Genomic DNA, 23827 nt, shown 5'->3' on the forward strand with positions numbered 1-23827 from the left:
ATGGATTGTGCGCAAAAAACTATTGGAAGCATATTGTTTTTCGTCTCACACTGGCTGCACAACGACGGAGACGACCCATGGCATCCAACCGCAGATCCTTCAACACGCTTGCCGCCGCCGCGACGCTGGCCGCGCTGCTGCCCGGACGCGCCTTCAGCGCCGACAAGCCGCTGGTGCTGGGCTTCAGCCAGGTGGGCGCCGAAAGCGAATGGCGCACCGCCAACACCGAGTCGATCAAGCAGGCCGCGAAGGACGCGGGCATCAACCTGAAGTTCTCCGACGCGCAGCAGAAGCAGGAGAACCAGATCAAGGCCATCCGCTCCTTCATCGCGCAGAAGGTGGACGTGATCGCCTTCTCGCCGGTGGTGGAGTCGGGCTGGGAGACGGTACTGCGCGAAGCCAAGAACGCCAAGATCCCGGTGGTGCTGACCGACCGCGCGGTCAATGCCAAGGACGATTCGCTGTACGTCACCTTCATCGGTTCCGACTTCACCGAGGAAGGCCGCAAGGCCGGCCGCTGGCTGGTGGACAAGATGAAGGGCCAGGCCGGCCCGGTCAACATCGTGGAGCTGCAGGGCACCGTGGGCTCCGCCCCGGCCATCGACCGCAAGAAGGGCTTCGAGGAAATCATCGCGGCCGATCCCAGGTTCAAGATCGTGCGCTCGCAGACCGGCGACTTCACCCGCGCCAAGGGCAAGGAGGTGATGGAAGCCTTCCTGAAGGCCGAGGGCAAGAAGATCAACGTGCTGTACGCGCACAACGACGACATGGCCATCGGCGCCATCCAGGCCATCGAGGAAGCGGGCCTGAAGCCGGCCAAGGACATCATCATCATCTCCATCGACGGCGTGAAGGGCGCATTCGAGGCCATGATCGCCGGCAAGCTCAACGTGTCGGTGGAATGCAGCCCGCTGCTGGGGCCGCAGCTGATGTCGGTGATCAAGGACATCAAGGCCGGCAAGCAGGTGCCCAAGCGCATCGTCACCGAGGAAGGCATCTTCCCGATGGAGGTGGCGGCCAAGGAATTTCCGAAGCGCAAGTACTGATGCCGCGGCTGATGGGCGGAGCCGGCATGGCCAGCAACCCAGCGCAGCCACTGCTCGAGCTGCATGGCATCCGCAAGCAGTTCGCCGGCGTCACGGTGCTGGACGACATCTCGCTGCGCCTGTACCCCGGCGAGATCCACGCGCTGATGGGGCAGAACGGCGCCGGCAAGAGCACGCTGATCAAGGTGCTCACCGGCGTGCTGGCCAACGATGGCGGCCGCATGCAGCTGGAGGGCCGCGAGATCCGCCCCGCCACCCCGCTGCAGGCACAGCGGCTGGGCATCAGCACCGTGTACCAGGAGGTGAACCTCTGCCCCAACCTGTCGGTGGCCGAGAACGTCTTCGCCGGCCGCTATCCGCGCCGCGGTGCCGCGCAGGGCTGGCGCATCGACTGGGCCGAGGTGCACCGCCGCGCCGCGCAGCTGCTGGGCCGCATCGGGCTGCAGATCGACGTGACGCGGCTGCTGTCCAGCTACCCGGTGGCGGTGCAGCAGATGGTGGCCATCGCCCGCGCGCTGGGCGTGCAGGCCAAGGTGCTGATCCTGGACGAGCCCACCAGCAGCCTGGACGACGACGAGGTGCAGAAGCTGTTCGAGGTGCTGCGCCGGCTGCGGGCCGAGGGCCTGGCCATCGTTTTCGTCACCCACTTCCTGAACCAGGTGTATGCCGTGTCAAACCGCATCACCGTGCTGCGCAACGGCCGCTGCGTGGGCGAATGGCCGGCCGCCGAGCTGGGGCCGGCCGCGCTGATCGCCGCCATGCTGGGCCGCGAGCTGGCCGAGCAGGCCAGCCAACCGGCCGCCCTGCCCGCCTTCGATGCGCGGCAGGCGCCGCTGCTGCAGGCCGAGGGCCTGGGCCAGGCGGGCCAGCTGCTGCCCATCGACCTGCAGGTGCGTGCCGGCGAGGTGCTGGGCCTGGCCGGGCTGCTGGGCGCCGGCCGCACCGAGACCGCGCGGCTGCTGTTCGGCCTGGCCACGCCCGACCGCGGCATGCTGCGCATCGACGGCCAGGCCGTGAGCTTCGCGGATCCGTCGGACGCCATCCGCCACGGCCTGGCGCTGTGCCCGGAAGAGCGCAAGACCGACGGCATCGTGGCCGAGCTGTCGGTGCGCGAGAACATCGTGCTGGCGTTGCAGGCGCGGCGCGGCATGCGGCGCACGCTGTCGGCCGCCGACCAGGCGGCGATGGCCGAGCGCTTCGTGCAGATGCTGGGCATCAAGACGGCCAGCATCGAGATACCCATCGGCCTGCTGTCGGGCGGCAACCAGCAGAAGGCGATGATCGCCCGCTGGCTCGCCACCGAGCCGCGGCTGCTGATCCTGGACGAACCCACCCGCGGCATCGACGTGGCCGCCAAGCAGGAGATCATGGAGCACATCCTCAGGCTGGCGCAGGCCGGCATGGCCGTGGTCTTCATCTCGTCGGAGATCAGCGAGGTGGTGCGGGTGGCCCATCGCATCGTGGTGCTGCGCGACCGCCGCAAGGTGGGCGAGCTGCCCGGCGGCAGCAGCGAAGGCCAGGTGCTGGAGATGATCGCCGCGCAGGCGGCCTGACGCCATGGCCACGATGGACATGCCCTCCTCCCGCCACCGGCTGCTGTGGCCGCTGCTCACGCTGGTGCTGCTGCTGGCGGTGAATGCCGCCTTCAACCCCAGCTTCCTGCACGTGGAGTGGCGCGACGGCCACCTGTACGGCAGCCTGGTCGACATCCTCAACCGCGCCGCGCCGCTGGTGCTGGTGTCGCTGGGCATGACGCTGGTGATCGCCACCCGCGGCATCGACATCTCGGTGGGCGCGGTGGTGGCCATTGCCGCCGCGGTGGCGGCCTGGATGATCGGCGGGGCCGTCTCGGGCGGCGCCAGCCGCTATCCGATGTGGGCCGCCATCCTGGCCGCGCTGGGCGTGGCGCTGGTGTGCGGCCTGTGGAACGGGCTGCTGGTGGCGCGCATCGGCATGCAGCCCATCGTGGCCACGCTGATCCTGATGGTGGCCGGCCGCGGCATCGCGCAGCTGATCACCGACGGCCAGATCATCACCATCTACTACGCGCCCTATTTCTTCATCGGCGGCGGCTGGCTGCTGGGGCTGCCGTTCTCGCTGTTCATCGCCGGCGGCCTCTACCTGCTGCTGCACCTGGCGGTCACCCGCACGGCGCTGGGCCTGTTCATCCAGGCGGTGGGCATCAACCCCACGGCCGCGCGCGTGGCCGGCATCCGCTCGCGGCGGCTGGTGCTGGGCGTGTATGCCTTCTGCGGCCTGTGCGCCGGCATCGCCGGGCTGCTCATCAGCTCCAACGTGAAGAGTGCCGATGGCAACAATGCCGGACAGCTGCTGGAGCTGGACGCCATCCTGGCGGTGACGCTGGGCGGCACCGCGCTGGCGGGCGGGCGCTTCAGCCTGGCCGGCAGCGTGATCGGCGCGCTCATCATCCAGACGCTGACCTACGCCATCTACTCGCTGGGCGTGCCGCCCGAGATCAACCTGGTGGTGAAGGCCGCGGTGGTGTTCGTGGTGATGCTGCTGCAGTCGCCCGAGTTCCGCGCCACCGTGCGCAGCGCGGTACGCCGGCCGGCGGTGCGGGAGCTGCGGGCATGACGGCCACCATCCCGCGCACCGCGGCCCCCGCGCCGGCCCGGCCCCTGCTGCGCCTCAATCCCAAGTACCTGCCCCTGGCGGCCACGGTGTCGCTGTTCTTCGCAATGGCCACGCTGGGCGCGCTGCGCTACGACGCCTTCTTCTCGGCGCAGGTCTTCCTCAACCTGCTGATCGACAACGCCTTCCTGGTGATCGTGGCGGTGGGCATGACCTTCGTCATCCTGTCGGGCGGCATCGACCTGTCGGTGGGCTCGGTGATCGCGCTCACCACCATGGTGTCGGCCGCGCTGGTGGAACACCGGCAGTGGCACCCGGCCGTGGTCATCCCGCTGGTGCTGCTGATGGGCACGGCCTTCGGCGCCTTCCAGGGGCTGCTGATCGAGCGCTTCCGGCTGCAGCCCTTCGTGGTCACGCTGGCCGGCATGTTCATGGCGCGCGGACTGTGCTACCTCATCAGCATCGATTCCATCAGCATCACCGAAGGCAGCTATGCCGCGCTGTCGCAGTACAGGCTGCCGCTGGGCGAGGAGGCCTCGCTATCGGTGGGCGCGCTCATCGCCATCGTGGTGGTGCTGGCGGCGGTGTTCCTCGCGCACTGCACGCCCTTCGGCCGCACGGTGTACGCCATCGGCGGCAACGAGCATTCGGCGGTGCTGATGGGCCTGCCGGTGCGCAGCACGGTGGTGGCGGTGTACACGCTGTCGGGCCTGTGCTCGGCGCTGGCCGGCGTGGTGTTCACCTTCTACATGCTGTCGGGCTACGGCCTGCATGCGGTGGGCCTGGAGCTGGACGCCATCGCCGCGGTGGTGATCGGCGGCACGTTGCTCACCGGCGGCGTGGGCTACGTGGTGGGCACGCTGTTCGGCGTGCTCACGCTGGGCATCATCCAGACGCTGATCTCCTTCGACGGCACGCTCAGCTCCTGGTGGACCCGCATCGTCATCGGCGCGCTGCTGTTCGTCTTCTGCCTGCTGCAGCGCTTCATCACCTCACGCCCGCCGCGGCGCTGAGCGCTCTCCTCTTTCCACCACAGGACCTTTCCGCCATGCCGGACCAACCGCGCAAGCTGCGATCCGCCGAATGGTTCGGCACCGCCGACAAGAACGGCTTCATGTACCGCAGCTGGATGAAGAACCAGGGCATCCCCGACCATGAGTTCGACGGCCGCCCGATCGTCGGCATCTGCAACACCTGGAGCGAGCTGACGCCCTGCAATGCCCACTTCCGCAAGATCGCCGAGCACGTCAAGCGCGGCATCTCCGAGGCCGGCGGCTTCCCGGTGGAGTTCCCGGTGTTCTCCAACGGCGAATCCAACCTGCGGCCCACCGCGATGCTCACGCGCAACCTCGCCAGCATGGACGTGGAGGAAGCCATCCGCGGCAACCCGATCGACGCGGTGGTGCTGCTCACCGGCTGCGACAAGACCACGCCCGCGCTGCTGATGGGCGCGGCCAGCTGCGACGTGCCGGCCATCGTCGTCACCGGCGGGCCGATGCTCAACGGCAAGCTCGACGGCAAGGACATCGGCTCGGGCACCGCGGTGTGGCAGCTGCATGAATCGCTGAAGGCCGGCACCATCGACCTGCACCAGTTCCTGTCGGCCGAAGGCGGCATGTCGCGCTCGGCAGGCACCTGCAACACCATGGGCACCGCCAGCACCATGGCCTGCATGGCCGAGGCGCTGGGCACCAGCCTGCCGCACAACGCGGCCATTCCGGCGGTGGATTCGCGCCGCTACGTGCTGGCGCAGATGTCGGGCATGCGCGCGGTGGAGATGGCGCGCGAAGGCCTCACCCTGTCCAAGATCCTCACCCGCGAAGCCTTCGAGAACGCGATCCGCGTGAACGCGGCCATCGGCGGCTCCACCAATGCGGTGATCCACCTCAAGGCCATCGCCGGGCGCATCGGCGTGCCGCTGGCGCTGGAGGACTGGACCCGCATCGGCCGCGACACGCCCACGCTGGTCGACCTGATGCCTTCGGGCCGCTTCCTGATGGAGGAGTTCTATTACGCCGGCGGCCTGCCCGCGGTGCTGCGACGCCTGGGCGAGCATGGCCTGCTGCCGCACCCCGATGCGCTCACCGTCAACGGCCGCAGCCTGTGGCAGAACGTGAAGGACGCGCCCAGCGTGAATGACGAAGTCATCCGCCCGATCGAGCGGCCGCTGATGCGCGACGGCAGCATCCGCGTGCTGCGCGGCAACCTGTCGCCCAACGGCGCGGTGCTCAAGCCCTCGGCCGCCACGCCCGCCTTGCTGCGCCACCGCGGCCGTGCCGTGGTGTTCGAGAACCTGGAGCACTACAAGGAGCGCATCGTCGACGAGAGCCTGGACGTGGACGCCAGCTCGGTGATGGTGATGAAGAACTGCGGCCCGCGCGGCTACCCCGGCATGGCCGAGGTGGGCAACATGGGCCTGCCGCCCAAGCTGCTGCGCCAGGGCGTGACCGACATGGTGCGCATCAGCGACGCCCGCATGAGCGGCACCGCCTATGGCACCGTGGTGCTGCATGTGGCGCCCGAGGCCGCGGCCGGCGGCCCGCTGGCCATCGTGCGCGACGGCGACTGGATCGAGCTGGACTGCTTCGAGGGCCGGCTGCACCTGGACATCAGCGAAGCCGAGATGGCCGACCGCATGGCCGCCTTGAGCGGCGAAAGCCCACATGCCGGCCGCCGCAGCGGCTACGAGCGGCTGTACATCGACCATGTGCTGCAGGCCGACGAAGGCTGCGACTTCGACTTTCTCGTGGGCTGCCGCGGCAATGCGGTGCCCCGCCACTCGCATTGAGCACACCGGCCATGACCCGACCCGGACTGAGCCACCCGCGCTTTCGCGGCATCTTCCCGGTGGCGCCCACCACCTTCACCGAGACCGGCACGCTGGACCTGCCCAGCCAGCGCCGCTGCATCGACTTCATGATCGACAGCGGCGTGGACGGCATCTGCATCCTGGCCAACTTCTCGGAGCAGTTCCTGCTGGCCGACGACGAGCGCGAGCTGCTCACCCGCACGGTGCTGGAACACGTGGCCGGCCGCGTGCCGGTGATCGTCACCACCACCCATACCAGCACCGCGGTGTGCGCGGCCCGCAGCCGCCGCGCGCAGGACATGGGCGCGGCGATGGTGATGGTGATGCCGCCCTATCACGGCGCCACCTTCCGCGTGGGCGAGGCGGCGATCTACGAGTTCTATGCCCGGCTGTCGGACGCCATCGGCATCCCGATCATGGTGCAGGACGCCCCCGCCAGCGGCACGCCGATGCCCGCCGTGCTGCTGGCCCGCATGGCGCAGGAGATCGAGCACCTGGCGTACTTCAAGATCGAGACCGCGGGCGCGGCCACCAAGCTGCGCGAGCTGATCCGCCTGGGCGGCGAAGCCATCGAAGGCCCGTGGGACGGCGAGGAAGGCATTACCCTGCTGGCTGACCTGGACGCCGGCGCCACCGGCGCAATGACCGGCGGCGCCTTTGCCGATGGCCTGAAGCCCATCATCACCGCCCACCGCGAGGGCCGGCGCGACGAGGCCTTTGCGCTGTACCAGCGTTGGCTGCCGCTGATCAACGTGGAGAACCGGCAGGCCGGCTTCCTCGCGGCCAAGGCACTGATGAAGGCTGGCGGCATCATCGACTGCGATGCGCCGCGCCACCCCTGGCAGCCGCTGTCGCCCGAGGTGCGCGAAGGCCTGCTCGACACCGCGCGCCGGCTCGACCCGCTGGTGCTGCGCTGGGCCGGAGCGCGCGCGGCATGAAGATCACGAGGCTGCAGACCTTCCGCGTGGCGCCACGCTGGATGTTCCTGAAGATCGAGACCGACGAGGGCATCAGCGGCTGGGGCGAGCCGGTGATCGAAGGCCGCGCCCGCACCGTGGAAGCAGCGGTGCACGAGTTCGCCGAGACGCTGGTGGGCCGCGACCCGGCCGACATCAACGACCTGTGGCAGACCATGTACCGCAGCCACTTCTACCGCGGCGGCGCCATCCTGATGAGCGCCATCGCCGGCATCGACCAGGCGCTGTGGGACATCAAGGGCAAGGCCCTGGGCGTGCCGGTGTACCAGCTGCTGGGCGGCAAGGTGCGCGACCGCATGAAGGTGTACAGCTGGGTGGGCGGCGACCGGCCGGCCGACATCGTGGAGCACATGCAGCGCCTGATGGAAGGCGGCTTCGACACCTTCAAGCTCAATGGCACCGAAGAGATGGCGATGCTGGACTCACCGCGCGCGGTGGACGCCGCGGTCGCCAAGATCGCCGCGGTGCATGAAGCGCTGGGTACACAGGTGAGCTTCGGCCTCGACTTCCACGGCCGCGTGGCAGCGCCGATGGCCAAGCGGTTGCTGAAGGACCTGGAGCCCTACAAGCCGCTGTTCGTCGAAGAGCCGGTGCTGGCCGAGCAGGCCGAGCACTACCCGCGCCTGGCCGCCGCCACCAGCATTCCGCTGGCGGCGGGCGAGCGCATGTACTCACGCTTCGAGTTCAAGCGGGTGCTGCAGGAAGGCGGCATCGCCATCCTGCAGCCCGACCTGTCACATGCCGGCGGCATCACCGAATGCCACAAGATCGCCGCAATGGCCGAGGCCTACGACGTGGCCTTCGCGCCGCACTGCCCGCTGGGGCCGATCGCGCTGGCGGCGTGTCTGCAAGTCGACTTCACGGCCTGGAATGCGGTGCTGCAGGAGCAGAGCATGGGCATTCACTACAACCGGGATGCGGATCTGCTGGATTACGTGATCAACAAGGACGACTTCCGGATCGAGGGCGGCTATATGCGCGCTCTGCCTTTACCCGGGTTAGGTGTGGAGATTGACGAGGAGCGGGTGGTGCATGCAAGCCGGGAGGCGCCGGATTGGCATAACCCGGTTTGGCGGCATGGGGATGGGAGTGTGGCGGAGTGGTGAGGGGCGTGGCGTTGCGAATGGCATCTAGAGCGGAGGGTCGCATGGAAACGCGACCTTCCGCCGTGTAGCGGTTGCTGTGGGTCAAAGTCCAAACAGATCTGAGCGCCAGCGGCTATAAAGCAGTTGTTCGTGGCCGTCTGCATCTAAAACATCGCCTACTTTGAAATGAAATCCGCTGAAGACGACATTGATGCCGCTCTCCTCTGCTCAGCCTGCTTTGTGGATGAAGGTCTCCGTATCGACGCCTCAAAACACGGCCGTGAGGAGCAAGGCGATTGCCCGAACTGCAAGAGCTCGGCCGGGCGGAAGCTCACCAAGAACGACATTAAGTCGCTAGCTTGGCGTTTTTTTGTCAGCGGCACGACAGTTCTCGGAAACTACGGTGGCGCTCCAGCTATTCAATTCAACGAGGACCACTACGGCAAGAGCGATATTTACCCATCGCCATGGCTCAAGGGGGACATCAGGCTGATTGAGGAGGCAGCGAAAATCGGGTTCTTCCACTATGGACCGCGACTTTGGATGGTCGGTGAGGTCGAACCACTCAAGGATCTTCAAGATGCTTCGAAGCGGTTACGCGTCATTGCGCGTGTTTTGACGGAGTACCCGGAGCGGATATTAGCGAAAGACTCCGCGTTTTATCGCATCCGCGTCGGCCCTCAACAACCTGACGACCCTGGCGAGTACGATAGCCCGCCGACGCAACTGGCGGGGAAAGGGCGGCTGGACTCTATTGGCTTTCCCGTCCTATATGGCTCTCAAGACATCGACATCTGCGTTCACGAGTGCCGCGCAACCGCCGAAGATGAGATCTTCGTCGCGACGCTAAAGCCAGAGCGGGACTTGAGGCTGCTAGATCTGACGCACGTTCTGAAGGAGGAGGTGACTGAGTTTGAGAGCTTGGACATGGCAATTCACATGCTCTTCCTTGCGCGATCTCACTCCTACGAGATCTCCCGCACGATTGCGCTATCAGCAAGAGATGCCGGGTTCGACGGCGTGATCTATCCATCGTTCTTCAGCTTGATTCGCACGGGCGGGCGACCGTTCGAAACAGCCTACGGGCTTTCACTGCGTCAGTTCCATCCGCAGGCTGAGGAGTACGGCCGCGCGTTCACAATTCCAAACTTCGCTCTATTCGGGCGCCCACTCGAGAATCGGTCGGTGCGTGTGCACTGCATCAATCGGTTGGTCTTAACCCAAATCGGCTATGTGGGGCACTTCGGTCCGGTGATCTATTGACTTGATGCGATCTGAGTGCGTTTGAGTATCCTGCGGCCGCGGCGCACCACTTGCGAATTACGCGAAGGCCGCGCTCTAGGAATTTTTGCAAGCCGGGCAGCAGACGAACTGGGCGAGATGCGAGTCGATCCGACGCCCTGCTAACGCGATGAGACACATCCGCTGATGAGTGTCCAAGATGAGTATGCAGCAGAGCTTCGCTCATTCGGCACGGACAAGCTCGCGCTAGCGCGCCGGGCATGTGAAGCGGCATATCCATCGCCTCCCTGCCGCGTTGCAAAATTTGGCACGCGACGAAGTGCCTTCATTTGTGGACTAGCAACTTCGGTTCGACGGGAACGTTACGACAATCAATATCTTGATGGCTGACGGCAAAAATCTTGCCGCCCGCGACCCTTCCAAGCACGCGACCTTGCTTCGATACCGCTCAGTTGACCGGGCCGATTCGCCCTGGCCTCAATCATGGACAAGGTGTCGTGGACAGCTACGATGAGATCCACGTTTTTCCAGTTTCCCTTTGCCAGCAACGGCCTGGTGGCCCGTCGATTACCACCTCGATCGGCTCGTCCGTGCGATGACCTTGTGGGTTCACGTGACCGCCGATGTGCGGCGCAGAGCAACGTTGCTGGCCTGATGCTGTTCGAAGCGCTGCTGCAGCGTGGCCAGCAGCGCCGCGTGCTCATCTTCCCCGGTGGGCTTGCCCGCCTTGCCGGCCATCAGAAGTCCACCTGCACCGAAGGCGCGCTGCGGCGGGCGGGCCCGTGGTACACGGCCTCGATGTTGTTGCCGTCAGGGTCCAGCGCGAAGGCGGCGTAGTAGCCGGGGTGGTAGTTGCGCGGGCCGAGGGCGCCGTTGTCTTGGCCGCCATGGGCCAGGGCCGCTTCGTGGAAGGCCTTGACCATCGCTTCGTCCTGCGCCTGGAAGGCCAGGTGGTGGCGGCCGGTCAGGTGGCCTTGGGCCGATTCGCTCTCGGCACTGGAGACGAAGAGTTCGTCGGCCCAGAAGTGGTCGTCGCCCTCGCCGCCCATAGGCAGCTTGAGGGCGCCGAGCATGGCCCGGTAGAAGCGCTTGCTGGCGGCCGGGCACGCACCACCAGGTGGATGTGGTCGATGAGCCGGCCGCGGTGCAACGGCATGGCTTCCATCGTGAACCTCCTGAATGGAAGCTGCGATGCTGCCATGCCCGCGCGGCCCCTCACCCCCGGCTGATCGACACCCCGCCGTCCACCAGCGAAGCGGTACCGGTGACGAAGCTGGCGTCGTCCGAGGCCAGGTACAGCACCGAGCGGGCCAGTTCCTGCGGCGTGCCCACGCGCTTGAGCGCATGCAGGCCGGCCAGGAAGCTCTGCGCTTCGGGCGTGTCGTTCATCTCGCGGTACATCGCCGTGTCCACCGCGCCGGGCAGGATGGCGTTCACGCGCACGCCCTGCGCGCCATATTCGGTGGCCAGCGCCTGCGTCAGCCCGACCAGGCCCGACTTGCTGGCCGCATACGCCGCCACGCCCGCAAAGGCCGCGGTGTAGCCGACGAAGGTGGAGGTGAAGATGACCGAGCCGCCGCCGTTCTTCAGCATCTGCGCGATCTGGTGCTTGGCGCCGAGGAAGGCGCCGGTCAGGTTGATGGCCAGCGTGTCGGTCCAGCCCGCTTCCGAGACGCCGGTGCTGGCACCGCCCTCGCCCAGCGTGCCGGCATTGTTGAACGCCACGTCCAGCCGGCCATAGCGGCTGACGGCCAGCGCCACCAGCTCGCGGGCATAGGCCTCCGACCGCACGTCGCCGGCCAGGGCCACGGCGTCGCCGCCCGCGGCGCGGATGTCCTTCACCAGCTGTTCCAGCTCGGCGGCGCGGCGCGCGCCGACCACCAGCCGTGCGCCTTCGCTGGCGAACAGCAGTGCCGATGCATGGCCGATGCCGGAACTGGCGCCGGTGATGAGCGCCACCTTGCCTTCGAGTCGCTTGCCCATGATCAATCTCCTTGTAAGGGTCCGTGATGAATCGATGGGCGAAGTCTGGTGCGGCGAGGTGCTTTCGATAAGCGGCTCCGCAGCGATTCTGCTGTTCGGTTTCACCGGACAATCCGGCCCGGGCCGCCCTGCCGGCGGCGGGAGAAAGGCATGCTCAAGCTGGAAGGCATCGCAAGCTTCGTTGCCACCGCGCAGGAAGGCTCGATGAGCGCGGCGGCGCGGCGGCTGCAGCTGTCGAAGTCGGTGATCAGCGAACGGCTGGCCGACCTGGAAAGCGCCCTGGGCGCGCCGCTGTTCCACCGCACCACCCGCAAGCTGAGCCTGACGGAGGACGGCGCCGCCTTCCTGGAACGTGCGCTGCGCATCCTGCGCGAGGTGGACGAGGCCGCCGCCGAGTTGGGCGAGCGTCGCGGCCGGCTCACCGGCCCGATGCGGCTGTCGGCCGGCGTCGCCTTCGGCCACCTGCACCTGGGTCCGGCGCTGTACCCCTTCCTCAGGAAGCACCCGGGCATCTCGCTCACGCTGGAGCTGGACGACCGGCAGGTGGATGCCTCGGCCGAGGGCTTCGATGCGGTGATCCGGCACGGCGCCATCGCCGATTCGCGGCTGGTGGCCTGGACGCTGGCCAGCAGCCGGCGCTGCCTGGTGGCCTCGCCCGCGTACCTGCGGCGCCAGGGCCGGCCGAAGTCGCTGGACGACCTGGGCCGGCACCGCGCCGTCTACTACCTGAACCGCGGCGCCGCCGACTGGCGCTTCGAGGACGTGCGCAGCGACGCCTTCCAGCGGCCGCCCGCGGCCCTGCGCGTGAACAACGGCGACATGATGCTGGACGCCACGCTGGCCGGCCTGGGCCTGGCGCTGCTGCCCACCTTCATCGCCGGCCCAGCGCTGGCGGCCGGCAGCCTGGTCGAGGTGCAGATCGGCGAAGCCGCCGCGCCGGAGTCGATCTACGTCGCGCACCCCGAGGGCCGCCGCGCCTCGGCCAAGCTGCGAGCACTGGTGGATTGCCTGCGCAAGTCGTTCGGAAACCCCCCGTATTGGGAAACAGGCACCGCGCCGCTCAGGCCTTGACTTCGACCACCGCCTCGAAGCCGCCGAAGATCATGCGCTTGCCGTCAAAGGGCATCGGCGGGTTGCCCGGCGTGGACGGGTCCATGCGCGGGTCTTCCATCATCTTCTTCATGCCGGCGTCGCGCGTGGCTTTGTCCGGCCATTCGACCCAGGAGAACGCCACCGTCTCCTCGGGCGTGGCCTGCACCGCGCGGCGGAAGTCGGTGAGCTTGCCGTCGGGCACGTCGTCGCCCCAGCCCTCGATCACGCGCAGCGCACCCAGCTCGATGAACATCGCATCGAAGTGGCGCGCATGGTCGATGAAGGCCTGCTTGCTGGCAGTGGGTACGGCGATCACGAATCCGTCGATGTAGGCCATGGTCGGCTCCTCGGGTGGTGGAGTGGAACGACGAACGAGACCCCGCCCGATCGACACGCCCGCCCCATGAAAACTTATGAAATCAACAGCGCCGGGGCGGCCGCCCGATAGCCGCGGCCGCGTTCGGCTGGCACGCTGCGGTCCTGTTGCAATGACTCACGCAAGGATCTCATCATGCTGTGCACGCTGGTCCGGTGCAGCCCCTCGGGGGCGGCCGCTTTGCTGCTGTGTTCCATCGCCGGCACCGCCAGCGCCTATACGCTGGTGGAGGCGAACGGCGGCGGCTTCGTCTCGCCCGACAACGGCCAGAACCGCGTCGACATGGCGGTGACGCGGCAGGCCCAGGGCGCCGGAGAATCGGCCAGCGGCCTGAAGCGGCTGCGCGTCGGGCCCATCGGCGGGGGCCCGATCGCCGGCGCCGACCTGAGCGGCTCCGCCTATGCGGCGCCCGGCGTGCTCAAGGCCCGCATCGACGGCTCGACGTTCATCGCACCGTTCGCCGACAACATCCCCACCGTCACCCACGGCGCACCGATTGCGGACGGCAGCTTCAGCAGCCGCTTCGTCGACACCGTGAACCTGACCAGCAGCACGCTGGCGGTGGGCACGCCGGTGCAGTTCAACTTCACGGTGAACATGCACGTGGTGACCAACCGCCCCGGCCACAACGGCCCCGACGCCAGCGGCTGGGACTCGGGCAACTTCTACTTCCACTACTTCCTGGGCAGCGGCATCGACACGATGTACCGCTTTCCGAACGGCCTGTACAAGTCGGTGCCCAGCTTCGAGTTCAGCCTGCCGATGACGGTCAGCGGCCTGGTGGGCGACACGCTGACGCTGGGCGCCGAGCTGAGCGTGGGCGCCGACGCCCGCGCCGGCTGGTACCTCGACCGCGGCGGCTTCCTCACCACCTACGGCACCAACCAGGAGACGCACATCGACGCCTCCAACACGGCCCGGCTGTACCTGGATGCGATCACGCCCGGGCTGGAACTGGTGGCCGAAAGCGGCCACGACTACGCGATCAGCGCGGTGCCCGAGCCGGGCACCTGGGCCCTGCTGGGCGGGGGCTTGTGCGTGCTGGCGGTGGCCCGGCGCCGGGCCTCGGCCCCGCGGCGATAAGCTACTCGCTCCGGCGCCAGCGCCCTCCCCCATCCTGCCCATGTCCTCTCCCACCTGCGTGGCCACCGAGGTGATCACCACCCGCCAGAAGTCCGTCGGCTATGCGTACCGGGAGAAGCCGGTATCGCCCGCCGACAGCGGCTGGCGCTTTCTCAGCGGCAGCGAGAGCGAGCAGTACATGGACCAGCCGAGCCACTACGTCACCTGCGTGCTGGCCGACTTCGTGCGCGAGCATCCCGAGGTCGCGCCCCTGCTGGCGCATCCGGTCGGCTCGGCCTTTGCCAGAACCAAGGCCGGCGGCCGCTTCGACGCGGTGCCGGAATAGCGCAGGCCCTGCCGGGGGCCGGTGCGTCCGTCAATGCGCCGGCGCCACCACGGGATGCCGGGCACCGGAGACGAAGTACAGCACCATGCCCACGGCCAGCAGCAGCCCGGCCCGCAGCCAGTTCTCGGGCGCCTGCTGCGTCATCAGCACCAGGCAGGACACGATGGCCAGCACCGGCAGCACCACCGGCGTACGGAAGTGCGCATGGGGCACCACGTCGCGCCGCAGCACCAGCACGGCCACGTTGGTGCTGAGGAAGACGAACAGCAGCAGCAGCACCACGGTCTCGGCCAGCACCACCAGCGTGCCGGTGACGGCCAGCAGCATGGCCGCGGTGGTGGTCGCCACGATGGCCACCCAGGGGGTGCGGCGTTGCGGCAGCACGCGCCTGAGCACCGCGGGCAGCAGGCCTTCCTCGGCCATGCCATAGGCCAGGCGGCTGGACATGATCATGGTGAGCAAGGCGCCGTTGGCCACCGCAATGAGGGCGATGACGCCGAACAGCCAGGGCGGCATGTTGAAGCCGGTGGCACGCACCACGTCCAGCAGCGGTGCGCTGGAGGCGGCCAATGCCGGCGCGTCCAGCACCAGCGAGGCGGCCACGGCCACGCCCACGTACACCAGGCCGGCCACCAGCAGCGCGCCGAACAGGGCCCGCGGGTACACGCGCGACACGTCGCGCACCTCCTCGGCCATGTTGGCCGAGGTCTCGAAGCCGACGAACGAGTAGAACGCGATCAGCGCGGCGCCCAGGACTGCCGCACCCGGCGAGCTGCCGCCATCGAAGCGCAGCAGCCGGTCGGTCGTGCCCTCGCCGCCCCACAGGAAAGCGAAGCCCAGGCCGATCACCAGCAGCAGGCCGCTCACCTCGACCAGCGTCATCAGCACGTTGGCCCCCAGGCTCTCGCGCACGCCGCGTGCATTCAGCAGCGCGACGGCCAGCAGGAACAGCAGTGCCACCGGCAAGGCGGGCACGTCCAGCAAGGGCCGCAGGTAATCGCCGGCAAAGGCCAGCGCCAGGCCCGCCGCGCTGGTGACCCCCGCCGCCAGCATCGCAAAGCCCACCAGGAAGGCAACCAGGCGCGAGCCGAAGGCCCGTTGCGCGAACACGGCCGAGCCGCCCGCCTGCGGGTACTTGGTCACCAGTTCGGCATAGGAAGCCGCCGTGAGCAAGGCGAACAGCAGCGCCACCGCCAGGGGCGCCCAGGTGGCGCCGCCCACCTGGCCCGCGATCTTGCCCACCAGCACATACACGCCCGCGCCCAGCACGTCCCCCAGGATGAACAGGAACAGCAAGGGCCCGCCCACCACACGCGCCAGCGAGCCGGAACGGGCCGGATCCGGTGCGGAGGATGAGGAGGAGGCGGAGGACGGAGGCGGCGCAACGGAAGGCTTCATGCCGGCCACCGGGCAACCGGTATGCCGTCAAGGGCCGGGCGCGCCGCCAGCCTCCGGCCGCGCGCCCACCACCCGGTTGCGCCCGGCCCGCTTGGCCAGGTACAGCCGCTGGTCGGCCGCCGCCAGCAGCGCCTCGATCGACAGCGCATGATCGGCCGCGGCAACGCCGAGGCAGCCGATGCTCACGCTGACCTGCAGGCCCGGCGACACCTCATGCCACGGCTCGCGCTCCACGGCCGCGCGCACGCGCTCGCAGATGCTTTCGGCCAGCGACGCATCGACATCGGGCAGCACGAGCGCGAACTCCTCGCCGCCATAGCGGGCGGCCAGGTCCATGTGGCGGCAGCTGGACACCAGCACGCGGCCCACCCGCCGCAGCACGTCGTCGCCCACCTGGTGGGAGTGCTGGTCGTTGATCGACTTGAAATGGTCCAGGTCCAGCAGCACCAGGGAGAACGGCCGGCCATCGGCCAGGTGCCGCTGGGCGGTGGCCAGCGCCCGGTCGAACGCACGCCGGTTGGGGATGCCGGTGAGCCCGTCCACCAGCGCGGCGCGCTCATAACGTTCCGCGCGCAGGCGCTCGAACTCGGCTTCCGCCTGGGCGCGGCCCGTCTCGAACTTCACTTCCAGCGCGCGCGCATGCATCTGCGCCCGGTCGGAGGCCAGCTGCACGTAGTGCGCATGGAACTGGCGGTGCCAGCGCAGCGCCGCGGCCAGCTCGCCGAGCGCCTCCTGCGCGTTGCACAGCAGCTCGCAGCACTTCTGCAGATAGGCCGCATCGCCCAGCACCGACAGCAAGGCATGGGCGTCCTGCAGCCGCTGCAGCGCGGCCGCTGCCGCACCGTCTTCCAGGTCCATCTCGGCCAGGTTGAGCAGGGCCACGGCACGGGCTTCACCGGTGCCGGCTTCACCATGCACCGCTTCGAAGGTGCGGCGTGCGGCCGCGCGGTCGCCCGATGCCAGCTGGGCCACGTCCTGGTTGTGGCGGGCCGAGCGGATGGCATGCAGGTCGCCCAGCTCGCTGGCCAGGCGCAGGTACTCGGCTGCATGCCGAAGGGCGCGACGGCGGTGCAGGCCGGGGTCGTCGCAGGCCGGCCGTTGGGCGAGCTCGCCTTGCACGCTGGCCAGGGCGCCCTGCGCCACCGCCTGCAGCTCCAGGTCGCCGGCCGAGGTGGCCAGCAACTGCATGCGCTCGAAGCTCGCCAGGGCATCGGTCCATCGGCCCATCGCCCACTGCACCGCCCCCAGGGCTTCCAGGCCGGCGGCCTCCACCGCGGCATCGCCGCTGTCGGCGGACAGTCGCCGCGCAAGGTCGCTCTCCTCGGCCGCGGCCTCGATGCGCCCGAGGGCGGCGAGCACATGGGCCTTCTGCACACGGGCCCGGCATTCGCGCGCCGGGTCTTGCGCGGCCTCCGCCGCCTGGATGGCACGCGCACAGGCGGCGAGGGCCACGTCAAGCTCGCCCTGGCGCCGGGTGATGCGCGCCAGCAAGGTGGCGGCGTCCGCCCGCAGCATGGGACTGTCGCTGTCCGACAGCGCCTCGGCCTGCGCCCGGGCGGCCTGGAGTCGATCGGTGCGGAAGAGGCCCAGCGCCGCCTCGATGCCGGGTACGGGGCCGACGGGCGCGGAGCGGGTCATGGATGTCACGGTACGGCTGGATCCTGCGGCGCCGGTTGCAGGGCACGGGCGTCGCGGTGGCGGCATTCTGCACCGAAGCGGCCGGCCGACCGGGGCCGATCAACCGGCCGGGATCGGCCGCACCGCACCGGCGCCCGCCGCCGGCAGCGACAGCTCGAAGCTGCTGCCCACGCCTTCGGTGCTGCTGGCGCCCAGGTCGCCGCGCATCAGCCGCGCCAGCTTGCGCGACAAGGCCAGGCCGATGCCCGCGCCTTCAATGCCGGCACGCTTGGGATGCAGCCGCTCGAACGGCATGAACAGCCGGGGCATCAGGTCGCTGGCGATGCCCCAGCCGGTGTCCTGCACCGACAGCACCACCGTGCCCGCCGCATGCTGCCAGGCCCGCAGCACCACCTCGCCGCCGGGCCGGTTGTACTTGACGGCGTTGGACAGCAGGTTCAGCAGGATCTGCCGCAGCCGCAGCAGGTCGGCCAGCACGATGAAGTCCGCATCGCCCGCGCTGACCAGCTGGCGGATGCTGACGCTGTGCGCATGCGCCCGCTCGCGCACCATGGCCACGCTGCTCTCCACCGCCTCGCTCAAGCGCACCGGCGCCAGCTTGACTTCCAGCCGGTGTTCCTCGATCTGGCTCAGGTCCAGCAGCTGCTCGATCATCGACAGCTGGTGCTGGCCGGCGTCGTGGATCAGCCGCGCGTACTTGGCCACCGTCGCGGGCTGGTCGGCCGTGCCCGGCAGGCCGAGCAGCTGTGCGAAGCCGATGACCGCATTCAACGGCGTGCGCAGTTCATGGCTGAGGTGCGACAGGAACTCTGACTTCGCCTGGCTGGCTTCCTCCGCAGCCGCCCGGGCAAGCCGCTCGCGCCGCAGCTCGTGCGCCTCGGTCACGTCGCGCAGCACGACGGTGAGCAGGGCCGTGCTGCCCATGCCCACGCGGGAGATGGCCGCCTCCAGCGGAAACTCCTCGCCGTCCCAGCGGCGGCCGACCAGCTCGCGGTCCACGCCCAGCACCTGCGGTCCGCCGCCGCCGTTGCTGAAGGCGGCCATCTTCGCGCCATGGCCCCGGCGGTAGCGCTCGGGCAGCAGGTCGTCGATGCTGCGGCCCAGCATCTGTGCCGCCGACACCCGGAAGACCCGCTCGGCCGCCTTGTTGAACAGGGTGATGCGGAACTCCGGGTCCACGGTGATGACGGCCGCGGACACGGAGTCCAGCACCGCCTGCATCTGCTGTTCCCGCGCCTCGGCCTCATCGCCCAGTTCCTTCAGCCGCTGCGCCTTCCACTTCAGGCGCTGCTCCACGCGCTCGCGGTCGGTCGTCTCCACGCAGCTGACGAACACGCCGCGGACCTGCCCGTCGTCGTCGCGCAAGGGGCTGTACGAGAAGTTGAAGACGCAATCCTCCGGGAAGCCATAGCGGTCGACGGTGAGCTTCAGGCCGTCGAAGCCCAGGGCCTCGCCCGACATCACGCGCGCCCACATCGGCGCCACGGTGGACCAGATTTCCTGCCAGGTAACGCAGGCGCTGAGCCCCATGGCCGCCGGATGCTTCCAGCCGAGGATGGCGGCATAGCCGTCGTTGTAGATCTGGGTCCAGTCCGGCCCCCAGGCGATGTACATGGGCAGCCGGCTGTCGATGACCATGGCCGCGGCATGCCGCAGGCTGGCGGGCCATTGCGCGGGCGGGCCCAAGGGGGTCTGGTCCCAGGCGGTGCGGTGGAACACCGCACGGGCGCTGGTGTCGGCGGGATCGGTAGGTTCAGTGGGGGGACGGGACATCTGCGCACGCATGCCAACGATGCCCCGCCAGGGCAATCGCTGCGCCACGCACTTGCACGCGTTACAGCGCCGAACAATTGACACGAAGCCGGCGCAGGCGCGCCGAGCGCGTGAGCGGATCGGCACGGAAGTCGAGCGACCGCGCGCCGCCCTGGCGGCCACCGCTTCCTACACTGGTGCCGTCATCACAAGGAGGAGCGATGTTCAATCACATCATGGTGGGCAGCAACGACATCGAGCGTTCGCGCCGGTTCTACGACCAGGTGCTGGGCGTGCTGGGCGCGCCGGCCGCCACGCCGCACCGCGCCAGGTCGGGCCACATGCGCATGTTCTACCGACATGACGGCGGCAGCTTCGGCATCGCCGAGCCGATCAACGGCGAGCCGGCCACCGTGGCCAATGGCGGCACCATCGCCTTCCGCTGCCATTCGCCGCAGCAGGTGCATGCCTTCCACGACGCAGCGCTGGCGCAGGGCGGCGTCTCCATCGAGGAGCCGCCGGGCCTGCGCAGCGATGCGCTGGGCGCCTATTACCTGGCCTATGTGCGCGACCCCGACGGCAACAAGCTGTGCGCGGTGCACCGGCCCAAGGTGCAGCCCTGAGCAGCGGCACGCGGCGCCTCGTCGTCTCGCCCGCGGGCGGCGAGCTGGCCCGCAGCCTGCACCTGCGGCCGGGCCTGGGCGTGGCCGCCCATGTGCTGCAGGGCGAAGGGCTTCAGATCGTGCGGGTGCGGGTGGAGCGACCGGCGCTGATCCTGGTGGACCGGGGCCTCAAGACCGTGCAGCCCGCGCGCGGCGCGGCGGTGGGGGCGGGTCCGGGCCAGGCGCTGCTGCTGGCCGGCGGGCAGACGGTGGACTTCCACAACCGCGTGACCGATGGCCAGCGCTACGAGGCCCGCTGGCTGCTGTTCGGCGCGGCGGTGCTGGACGACCCGCACTACCTGGCCGAGGCCCAGCGCCTGCGGCCGGCCGGTGCGGCGATGCCGCCGGCGCGGGCCTGTGCACGCCCGGGGGCAGGGCTGGCCGAAGCCTTCGAGCGGGCGCGGCAAGGGCTGGCGCCGGACCCCTCGCGGCCGGATGCGGTGGTGCGCCAGCAGCTGCTGGAGGTGCTGCACTGGCTGCTGCATGCGGGCCTGGTGGTGCGCATGCCGCCGGACGACGCGCGGCTGAGCAGCCGCCTGCGCGCCCTGCTGTCCACCCGGCTGGACGGCGACTGCAGCGCCGAGGCCATCGCGCAGGCCTTCGCGATGTCCCAGGCCACGCTGCGCCGCCGCCTGGCCGCCGAAGGCAGCACGCTGAGCGCGCTGGTGGCCGACGTGCGCATGGCCTCCGCCCTGGTGATGCTGCAGGCCACCACGCGGCCGGTGTCGGAGATCGCGCTGGCGGTGGGCTACGACTCGCCCTCGCGTTTCGCGGTGCGCTTCCGACACCGCTTCGGCTTTGCGCCGACCGCCGTGCGCGGCCATGCCAGAGGCCCTGAACCCGCCCCGCCATGCAGGCGCCTTGGGGCCCGAGCCCGACCCGGCCGAGACCCGGACCCATGGCGGCACGGCCCGGCCTGAGGGTGAGGCATGAGGCGCCTGCGCGCCCGGCGCTTCAGCCGACGGCCGGCGGCACCAGCGGCTGCGTCACCGGCAGCCGGGCGGTGAAGACGGTGCCCTGGAGGGCATCGGACGCCGCCTCCAGCCGCCCGCCATGCGCCGCCGCGATCTGGGCGCAGATGTGCAGGCCCAGGCCCAGCCCGCCACCCTGGCGGCTGGAAGGCGGCCGGTAGTAGGGCTCGAAGATCTGCACCAGCTGGTCGGGCGGGATGGGATCGCCGCCATTGGCCACCCGCAGCACCAGTTCACCGCCGGTCAGGCGGGCCTCCACCCGCACCGGCTGGTCGGCCGCGCCATGCACCAGCGCATTGCCCAGCAGGTTGGACAGCAACTGCTGCAGCCGCGCGGTGTCGCACCACACGATGCCGCGGATCTGCAGTGCCTCGTCCACCGTCCGCTCGGGATGCTGCACCGCCATCTCGGCGATGACGTTGTGCAGGGCGGCGGCCAGGTCGTGCTCGAAGCGCGGCTGCACCGGCAGCCCGCCACCGAAGCGGATGCGGGTGAAGTCCAGGACGTCGCCGATCAGCTTGCTCATGCGCTCGCCGCTGGCAAGGATGCGGCGGACGAGGTCGGACGGGTCGATGCCGGGCTTGCGCCGGGCCAGCAGCTCGGCGCAGGCCATGATGGCGCCCAGCGGGTTGCGCAGGTCATGGCCCAGCACCGCCACGTACTGCTCCAGCAGGGCCGACTGGCTGCGCTCGTGCACCAGGGCCTGGTCGGCACGCAGGCGCTCGCCTTCCAGGTCCAGCTGCCGGCCGATCAGATCCGCATAGGCGGTGAAGGTGGCCAGCAGGCCGGGCCGGTCGAGCTGCGCCGGCCGGGGGTCGATGCAGCACAGGTTGCCGAAATAGTCGCCATTGCCCAGCACGATGGGCACCGACACGTAGCTCTGCAGGCCGTAGATGCGGGGCGTGTGATGGTCGCGATAGAGATCGCTCTCGGCCACGTTCTCGATGACGATCGGCGCCCGCGCGGCGCGCGACTCCACGCACAGCGTGGTCGCCAGTTCCAGCTGCGCGCCGGCCTGCAGGCCGAAGCCGATGTGGTCTTCCACCGCGCAGGCGGTCCAGGTCTGGTCGGACACCCGCGCCACGGCGGCGAAGCCCATGCCGGTGGTGTCGCACAGGATGCGCAGGATCGTGGGCACCGCGCTCACGCGCCGCACCGCTTCCAGGTCGCGGGCGATCGCGACGGATTCGCTGTCAGGCAGACCAGTCAAAGAACAACGCCTCACCGTTGCAGCTGTCAACGGGTGATTATGCAGCGGGGGTGTCGACGGGCAGGCGCAGCGCCGGCCCGCCCCGCGGCGCGGCGCGTCGGGCTCAGCCCGGATCGAACGAGGCCTGCGGCAGCTGGGGCCGTGCCGCCGGCAGCAGCAGCTCCCGTACCGCCTGCCGGCCGCGCAGCACCAGGCGGCGCAGGTCCCGCTTCTGCGGACCCGGGCGGCGCGGCCGCAACCGGCGCTCGGCCAGGGCCTGCATCACCACCGCGCCGAGCACCGGGCCGGCATCGGTGGCGTCGCGGCGAAGCGCGGCCTGCAAGCGCAGCAGGCGCTGTGGCGAGGCGCGGGACTTCTCCAGCGTGATCACGCTCCAGTCGTGCGCGAACCGCTCGGCGACGGATGACGGCGACGAAGCGGCGGCGTCCTTCACCAGCACGAAGCCGAACTCGTCGCCATGGCCGTCTTCCAGGTCTTCGACGAAGTAGGCATGCGCCAGGCTGAACGACAGCGTGCCCTTCCACAGCAGGTTGGCCAGCAGCGACGCGAACTCCTCCGGCGCCCAGCAATGCACATGGATGCTGCGCCGGCGATGCAGGGCCAGCAGGCGGTCGTCCAGGCAACGGGGGTCGTGCCAGGCGCGCACCTGCGGTGGATGCAGTGGCGGCTGCATGGAGATGGCGCGGCAGAACTCCAGGATGTGCGCCCGGCTGACTTCCACCACGCCGGCCTGGTACTCCTCCCACAGGTGCGTGAACGAGGTGGGCCGGCGCACCCAGTCGAAGGTGTGATGGCGGTCGGGCACCACCAGCACCAACTGGCCGCCGGGGCGCAGCACGCGCTGGAATTCCACCAGGGCCGCCACCGGGTTAGCCAGGTGCTCGATCACATGGCTGGCCACCACCGCATCCTGCGAAGCATCGGCCAGCGCACCCAGGCCGTCGTGGTCCAGGTCGATGTCGTAGTCCGCCTGCGGGCCTGCGGGCGCGCCCTTCAGCTCCGGCCAGTTCAGCTCTCGCCCGCCGGCGACCGAACGGTCGGCATAGGTGACGCAGGCGCCGGGCGCGGTGGGATACGGCCGGGCGCCGGGTCCGATTTCCAACACATGCCCCTGCAGGTTGGCCCCGATCGATTGGCGTTGAGCATCCATGACGGCGATGGCGGAGTGGAAGGCCTTCGAGCTTGTGCAGCCCACGCCTGGCATCCCATGGGGATACAACCTATTGCAATCGCCCCACCCTGGAAAAACCGCCGATGGATTAGGGGGATCCGCCGCAGCCGCTCACCTGGGCCGGGCCCAGCTGGCCTCGCGCACCCACAGCCGCACCGCCATGGCCGCCGGACCTCGCACCCGTCCGCACACGCAGGCCAGCACCAGGCGCGCGACACCGTGGCGGGCCACCCAGGCCTGCACCGCGGCCACGCTGGTGAAGGGTCGGCCGGCCTGCTGCAGGAGGCGTGGATCCGCCGGGGCGGCGTGACGGCGGGTGGGGGCGGGAAAGTCCATGCCCGTGCGGGGGCAAGCGCGGTGCCGAGCCACCCGCGCGGCCGGCGTGTAGGAAGTTGACTGACACGCAACACGAAGA

General features: G+C 69.5%; 22 protein-coding genes and 1 pseudogene. 13 read left to right on the forward strand and 10 right to left on the reverse strand.

Annotated features, from left to right (window positions below; genetic code table 11):
• Positions 1-77 precede the first annotated feature (77 nt).
• The 8 genes from VO99_RS22410 (at position 78) to VO99_RS22445 (ending at position 9772) form a co-directional block, all read left to right on the forward strand.
• A complete protein-coding gene (locus VO99_RS22410) occupies positions 78-1046 on the forward strand; it encodes an ABC transporter substrate-binding protein (protein WP_046115164.1) in 969 nt (322 codons plus the stop codon).
• Positions 1047-1072: 26 nt separating this feature from the next.
• On the forward strand, positions 1073-2599 hold the full coding sequence (locus tag VO99_RS22415) for a sugar ABC transporter ATP-binding protein (RefSeq protein WP_046115190.1): 1527 nt from the start codon (positions 1073-1075) through the stop codon (positions 2597-2599).
• A gap of 4 nt (positions 2600-2603) precedes the next feature.
• Complete coding sequence (locus VO99_RS22420) at positions 2604-3641, forward strand: ABC transporter permease (protein WP_157039708.1); 1038 nt, start codon at positions 2604-2606, stop codon at positions 3639-3641.
• Complete coding sequence (gene yjfF, locus VO99_RS22425) at positions 3638-4651, forward strand: galactofuranose ABC transporter, permease protein YjfF (RefSeq protein WP_046115165.1); 1014 nt, start codon at positions 3638-3640, stop codon at positions 4649-4651. Before VO99_RS22420 ends, yjfF begins: the two co-directional genes overlap by 4 nt.
• Before the next feature lie 35 nt (positions 4652-4686).
• Entirely contained in the window at positions 4687-6426 is a 1740-nt protein-coding gene (locus tag VO99_RS22430) for an IlvD/Edd family dehydratase (protein ID WP_046115166.1), read from the forward strand.
• Between the two features lie 11 nt (positions 6427-6437).
• The gene (locus tag VO99_RS22435) at positions 6438-7385 is read left to right on the forward strand and encodes a dihydrodipicolinate synthase family protein (RefSeq protein ID WP_046115167.1); all 948 of its coding nucleotides are present in this window, start codon (positions 6438-6440) and stop codon (positions 7383-7385) included.
• The gene (dgoD, locus tag VO99_RS22440) at positions 7382-8530 is read left to right on the forward strand and encodes a galactonate dehydratase (RefSeq protein WP_046115168.1); all 1149 of its coding nucleotides are present in this window, start codon (positions 7382-7384) and stop codon (positions 8528-8530) included. Before VO99_RS22435 ends, dgoD begins: the two co-directional genes overlap by 4 nt.
• Positions 8531-8695: 165 nt before the next feature.
• Positions 8696-9772 carry an RES family NAD+ phosphorylase gene (locus VO99_RS22445; protein ID WP_046115169.1) on the forward strand — a complete coding sequence of 359 codons (1077 nt, stop codon included), beginning with the start codon at positions 8696-8698 and terminating at the stop codon, positions 9770-9772.
• A 588-nt stretch (positions 9773-10360) separates the two neighbouring features.
• On the opposite strand, the gene VO99_RS31760 is transcribed toward VO99_RS22445, so the two are convergent.
• The 3 genes and pseudogenes from VO99_RS31760 to VO99_RS22455 all read right to left on the reverse strand — a co-directional run bounded on the left by VO99_RS31760 (position 10361) and on the right by VO99_RS22455 (position 11734).
• Positions 10361-10489 (reverse strand): hypothetical protein, encoded by a 129-nt coding sequence (locus tag VO99_RS31760; RefSeq protein ID WP_259374802.1) that lies wholly within the window; start codon positions 10487-10489, stop codon positions 10361-10363.
• Positions 10489-10916 (reverse strand): annotated as a pseudogene (locus VO99_RS22450) (VOC family protein). The gene VO99_RS31760 and the pseudogene VO99_RS22450 overlap by 1 nt, the downstream one beginning before the upstream one ends.
• A gap of 50 nt (positions 10917-10966) precedes the next feature.
• Positions 10967-11734, reverse strand: coding sequence for an SDR family oxidoreductase (locus VO99_RS22455; protein ID WP_046115170.1), 768 nt, complete (start codon positions 11732-11734; stop codon positions 10967-10969).
• Between the two features lie 150 nt (positions 11735-11884).
• Here VO99_RS22455 and VO99_RS22460 point away from each other — a divergent pair, with 150 nt between their 5' ends.
• On the forward strand, positions 11885-12805 hold the full coding sequence (locus VO99_RS22460) for a LysR family transcriptional regulator (RefSeq protein ID WP_046115171.1): 921 nt from the start codon (positions 11885-11887) through the stop codon (positions 12803-12805).
• Here VO99_RS22460 and VO99_RS22465 read toward each other — a convergent pair.
• The gene (locus VO99_RS22465; RefSeq protein WP_046115172.1) at positions 12795-13163 is read right to left on the reverse strand and encodes a DUF1428 domain-containing protein; all 369 of its coding nucleotides are present in this window, start codon (positions 13161-13163) and stop codon (positions 12795-12797) included. The two genes, VO99_RS22460 and VO99_RS22465, sit on opposite strands and share 11 nt — an antisense overlap.
• 174 nt (positions 13164-13337) lie before the next feature.
• Between VO99_RS22465 and VO99_RS22470 the strand changes: the two genes are divergently transcribed.
• Positions 13338-14285, forward strand: a complete 948-nt coding sequence (locus tag VO99_RS22470; protein ID WP_083440837.1) for a PEP-CTERM sorting domain-containing protein — start codon at positions 13338-13340, stop codon at positions 14283-14285.
• A gap of 40 nt (positions 14286-14325) precedes the next feature.
• The gene (locus tag VO99_RS22475; RefSeq protein WP_046115174.1) at positions 14326-14610 is read left to right on the forward strand and encodes a DUF2185 domain-containing protein; all 285 of its coding nucleotides are present in this window, start codon (positions 14326-14328) and stop codon (positions 14608-14610) included.
• A gap of 30 nt (positions 14611-14640) precedes the next feature.
• Here the strand turns inward: VO99_RS22475 and VO99_RS22480 are convergent, their stop codons facing one another.
• The 3 genes from VO99_RS22480 to VO99_RS22490 all read right to left on the reverse strand — a co-directional run bounded on the left by VO99_RS22480 (position 14641) and on the right by VO99_RS22490 (position 19419).
• Complete coding sequence (locus VO99_RS22480) at positions 14641-16008, reverse strand: APC family permease (protein WP_046115175.1); 1368 nt, start codon at positions 16006-16008, stop codon at positions 14641-14643.
• A gap of 27 nt (positions 16009-16035) precedes the next feature.
• A complete protein-coding gene (locus tag VO99_RS22485; protein WP_046115176.1) occupies positions 16036-17646 on the reverse strand; it encodes a GGDEF domain-containing protein in 1611 nt (536 codons plus the stop codon).
• 99 nt (positions 17647-17745) lie between these two features.
• Entirely contained in the window at positions 17746-19419 is a 1674-nt protein-coding gene (locus VO99_RS22490; RefSeq protein WP_198157023.1) for a PAS domain-containing sensor histidine kinase, read from the reverse strand.
• 200 nt (positions 19420-19619) lie between these two features.
• Here VO99_RS22490 and VO99_RS22495 point away from each other — a divergent pair, with 200 nt between their 5' ends.
• Positions 19620-20021 (forward strand): VOC family protein, encoded by a 402-nt coding sequence (locus VO99_RS22495; protein ID WP_046115178.1) that lies wholly within the window; start codon positions 19620-19622, stop codon positions 20019-20021.
• The gene (locus VO99_RS22500; protein ID WP_052736554.1) at positions 19988-20980 is read left to right on the forward strand and encodes a helix-turn-helix transcriptional regulator; all 993 of its coding nucleotides are present in this window, start codon (positions 19988-19990) and stop codon (positions 20978-20980) included. The genes VO99_RS22495 and VO99_RS22500 overlap by 34 nt, the downstream gene beginning before the upstream one ends.
• 34 nt (positions 20981-21014) lie before the next feature.
• On the opposite strand, the gene VO99_RS22505 is transcribed toward VO99_RS22500, so the two are convergent.
• The 3 genes from VO99_RS22505 to VO99_RS22515 form a co-directional block, all read right to left on the reverse strand.
• Positions 21015-22241, reverse strand: coding sequence for a GAF domain-containing sensor histidine kinase (locus VO99_RS22505; RefSeq protein WP_157039709.1), 1227 nt, complete (start codon positions 22239-22241; stop codon positions 21015-21017).
• A gap of 103 nt (positions 22242-22344) precedes the next feature.
• Positions 22345-23391, reverse strand: a complete 1047-nt coding sequence (locus VO99_RS30960; protein WP_232315474.1) for a methyltransferase domain-containing protein — start codon at positions 23389-23391, stop codon at positions 22345-22347.
• A gap of 132 nt (positions 23392-23523) precedes the next feature.
• Positions 23524-23748, reverse strand: a complete 225-nt coding sequence (locus tag VO99_RS22515) for a hypothetical protein (RefSeq protein WP_046115179.1) — start codon at positions 23746-23748, stop codon at positions 23524-23526.
• Positions 23749-23827 lie beyond the last annotated feature (79 nt).

It is taken from the genome of Aquincola tertiaricarbonis (assembly GCF_000969605.1).
Lineage (GTDB): Bacteria > Pseudomonadota > Gammaproteobacteria > Burkholderiales > Burkholderiaceae_C > Aquincola > Aquincola tertiaricarbonis.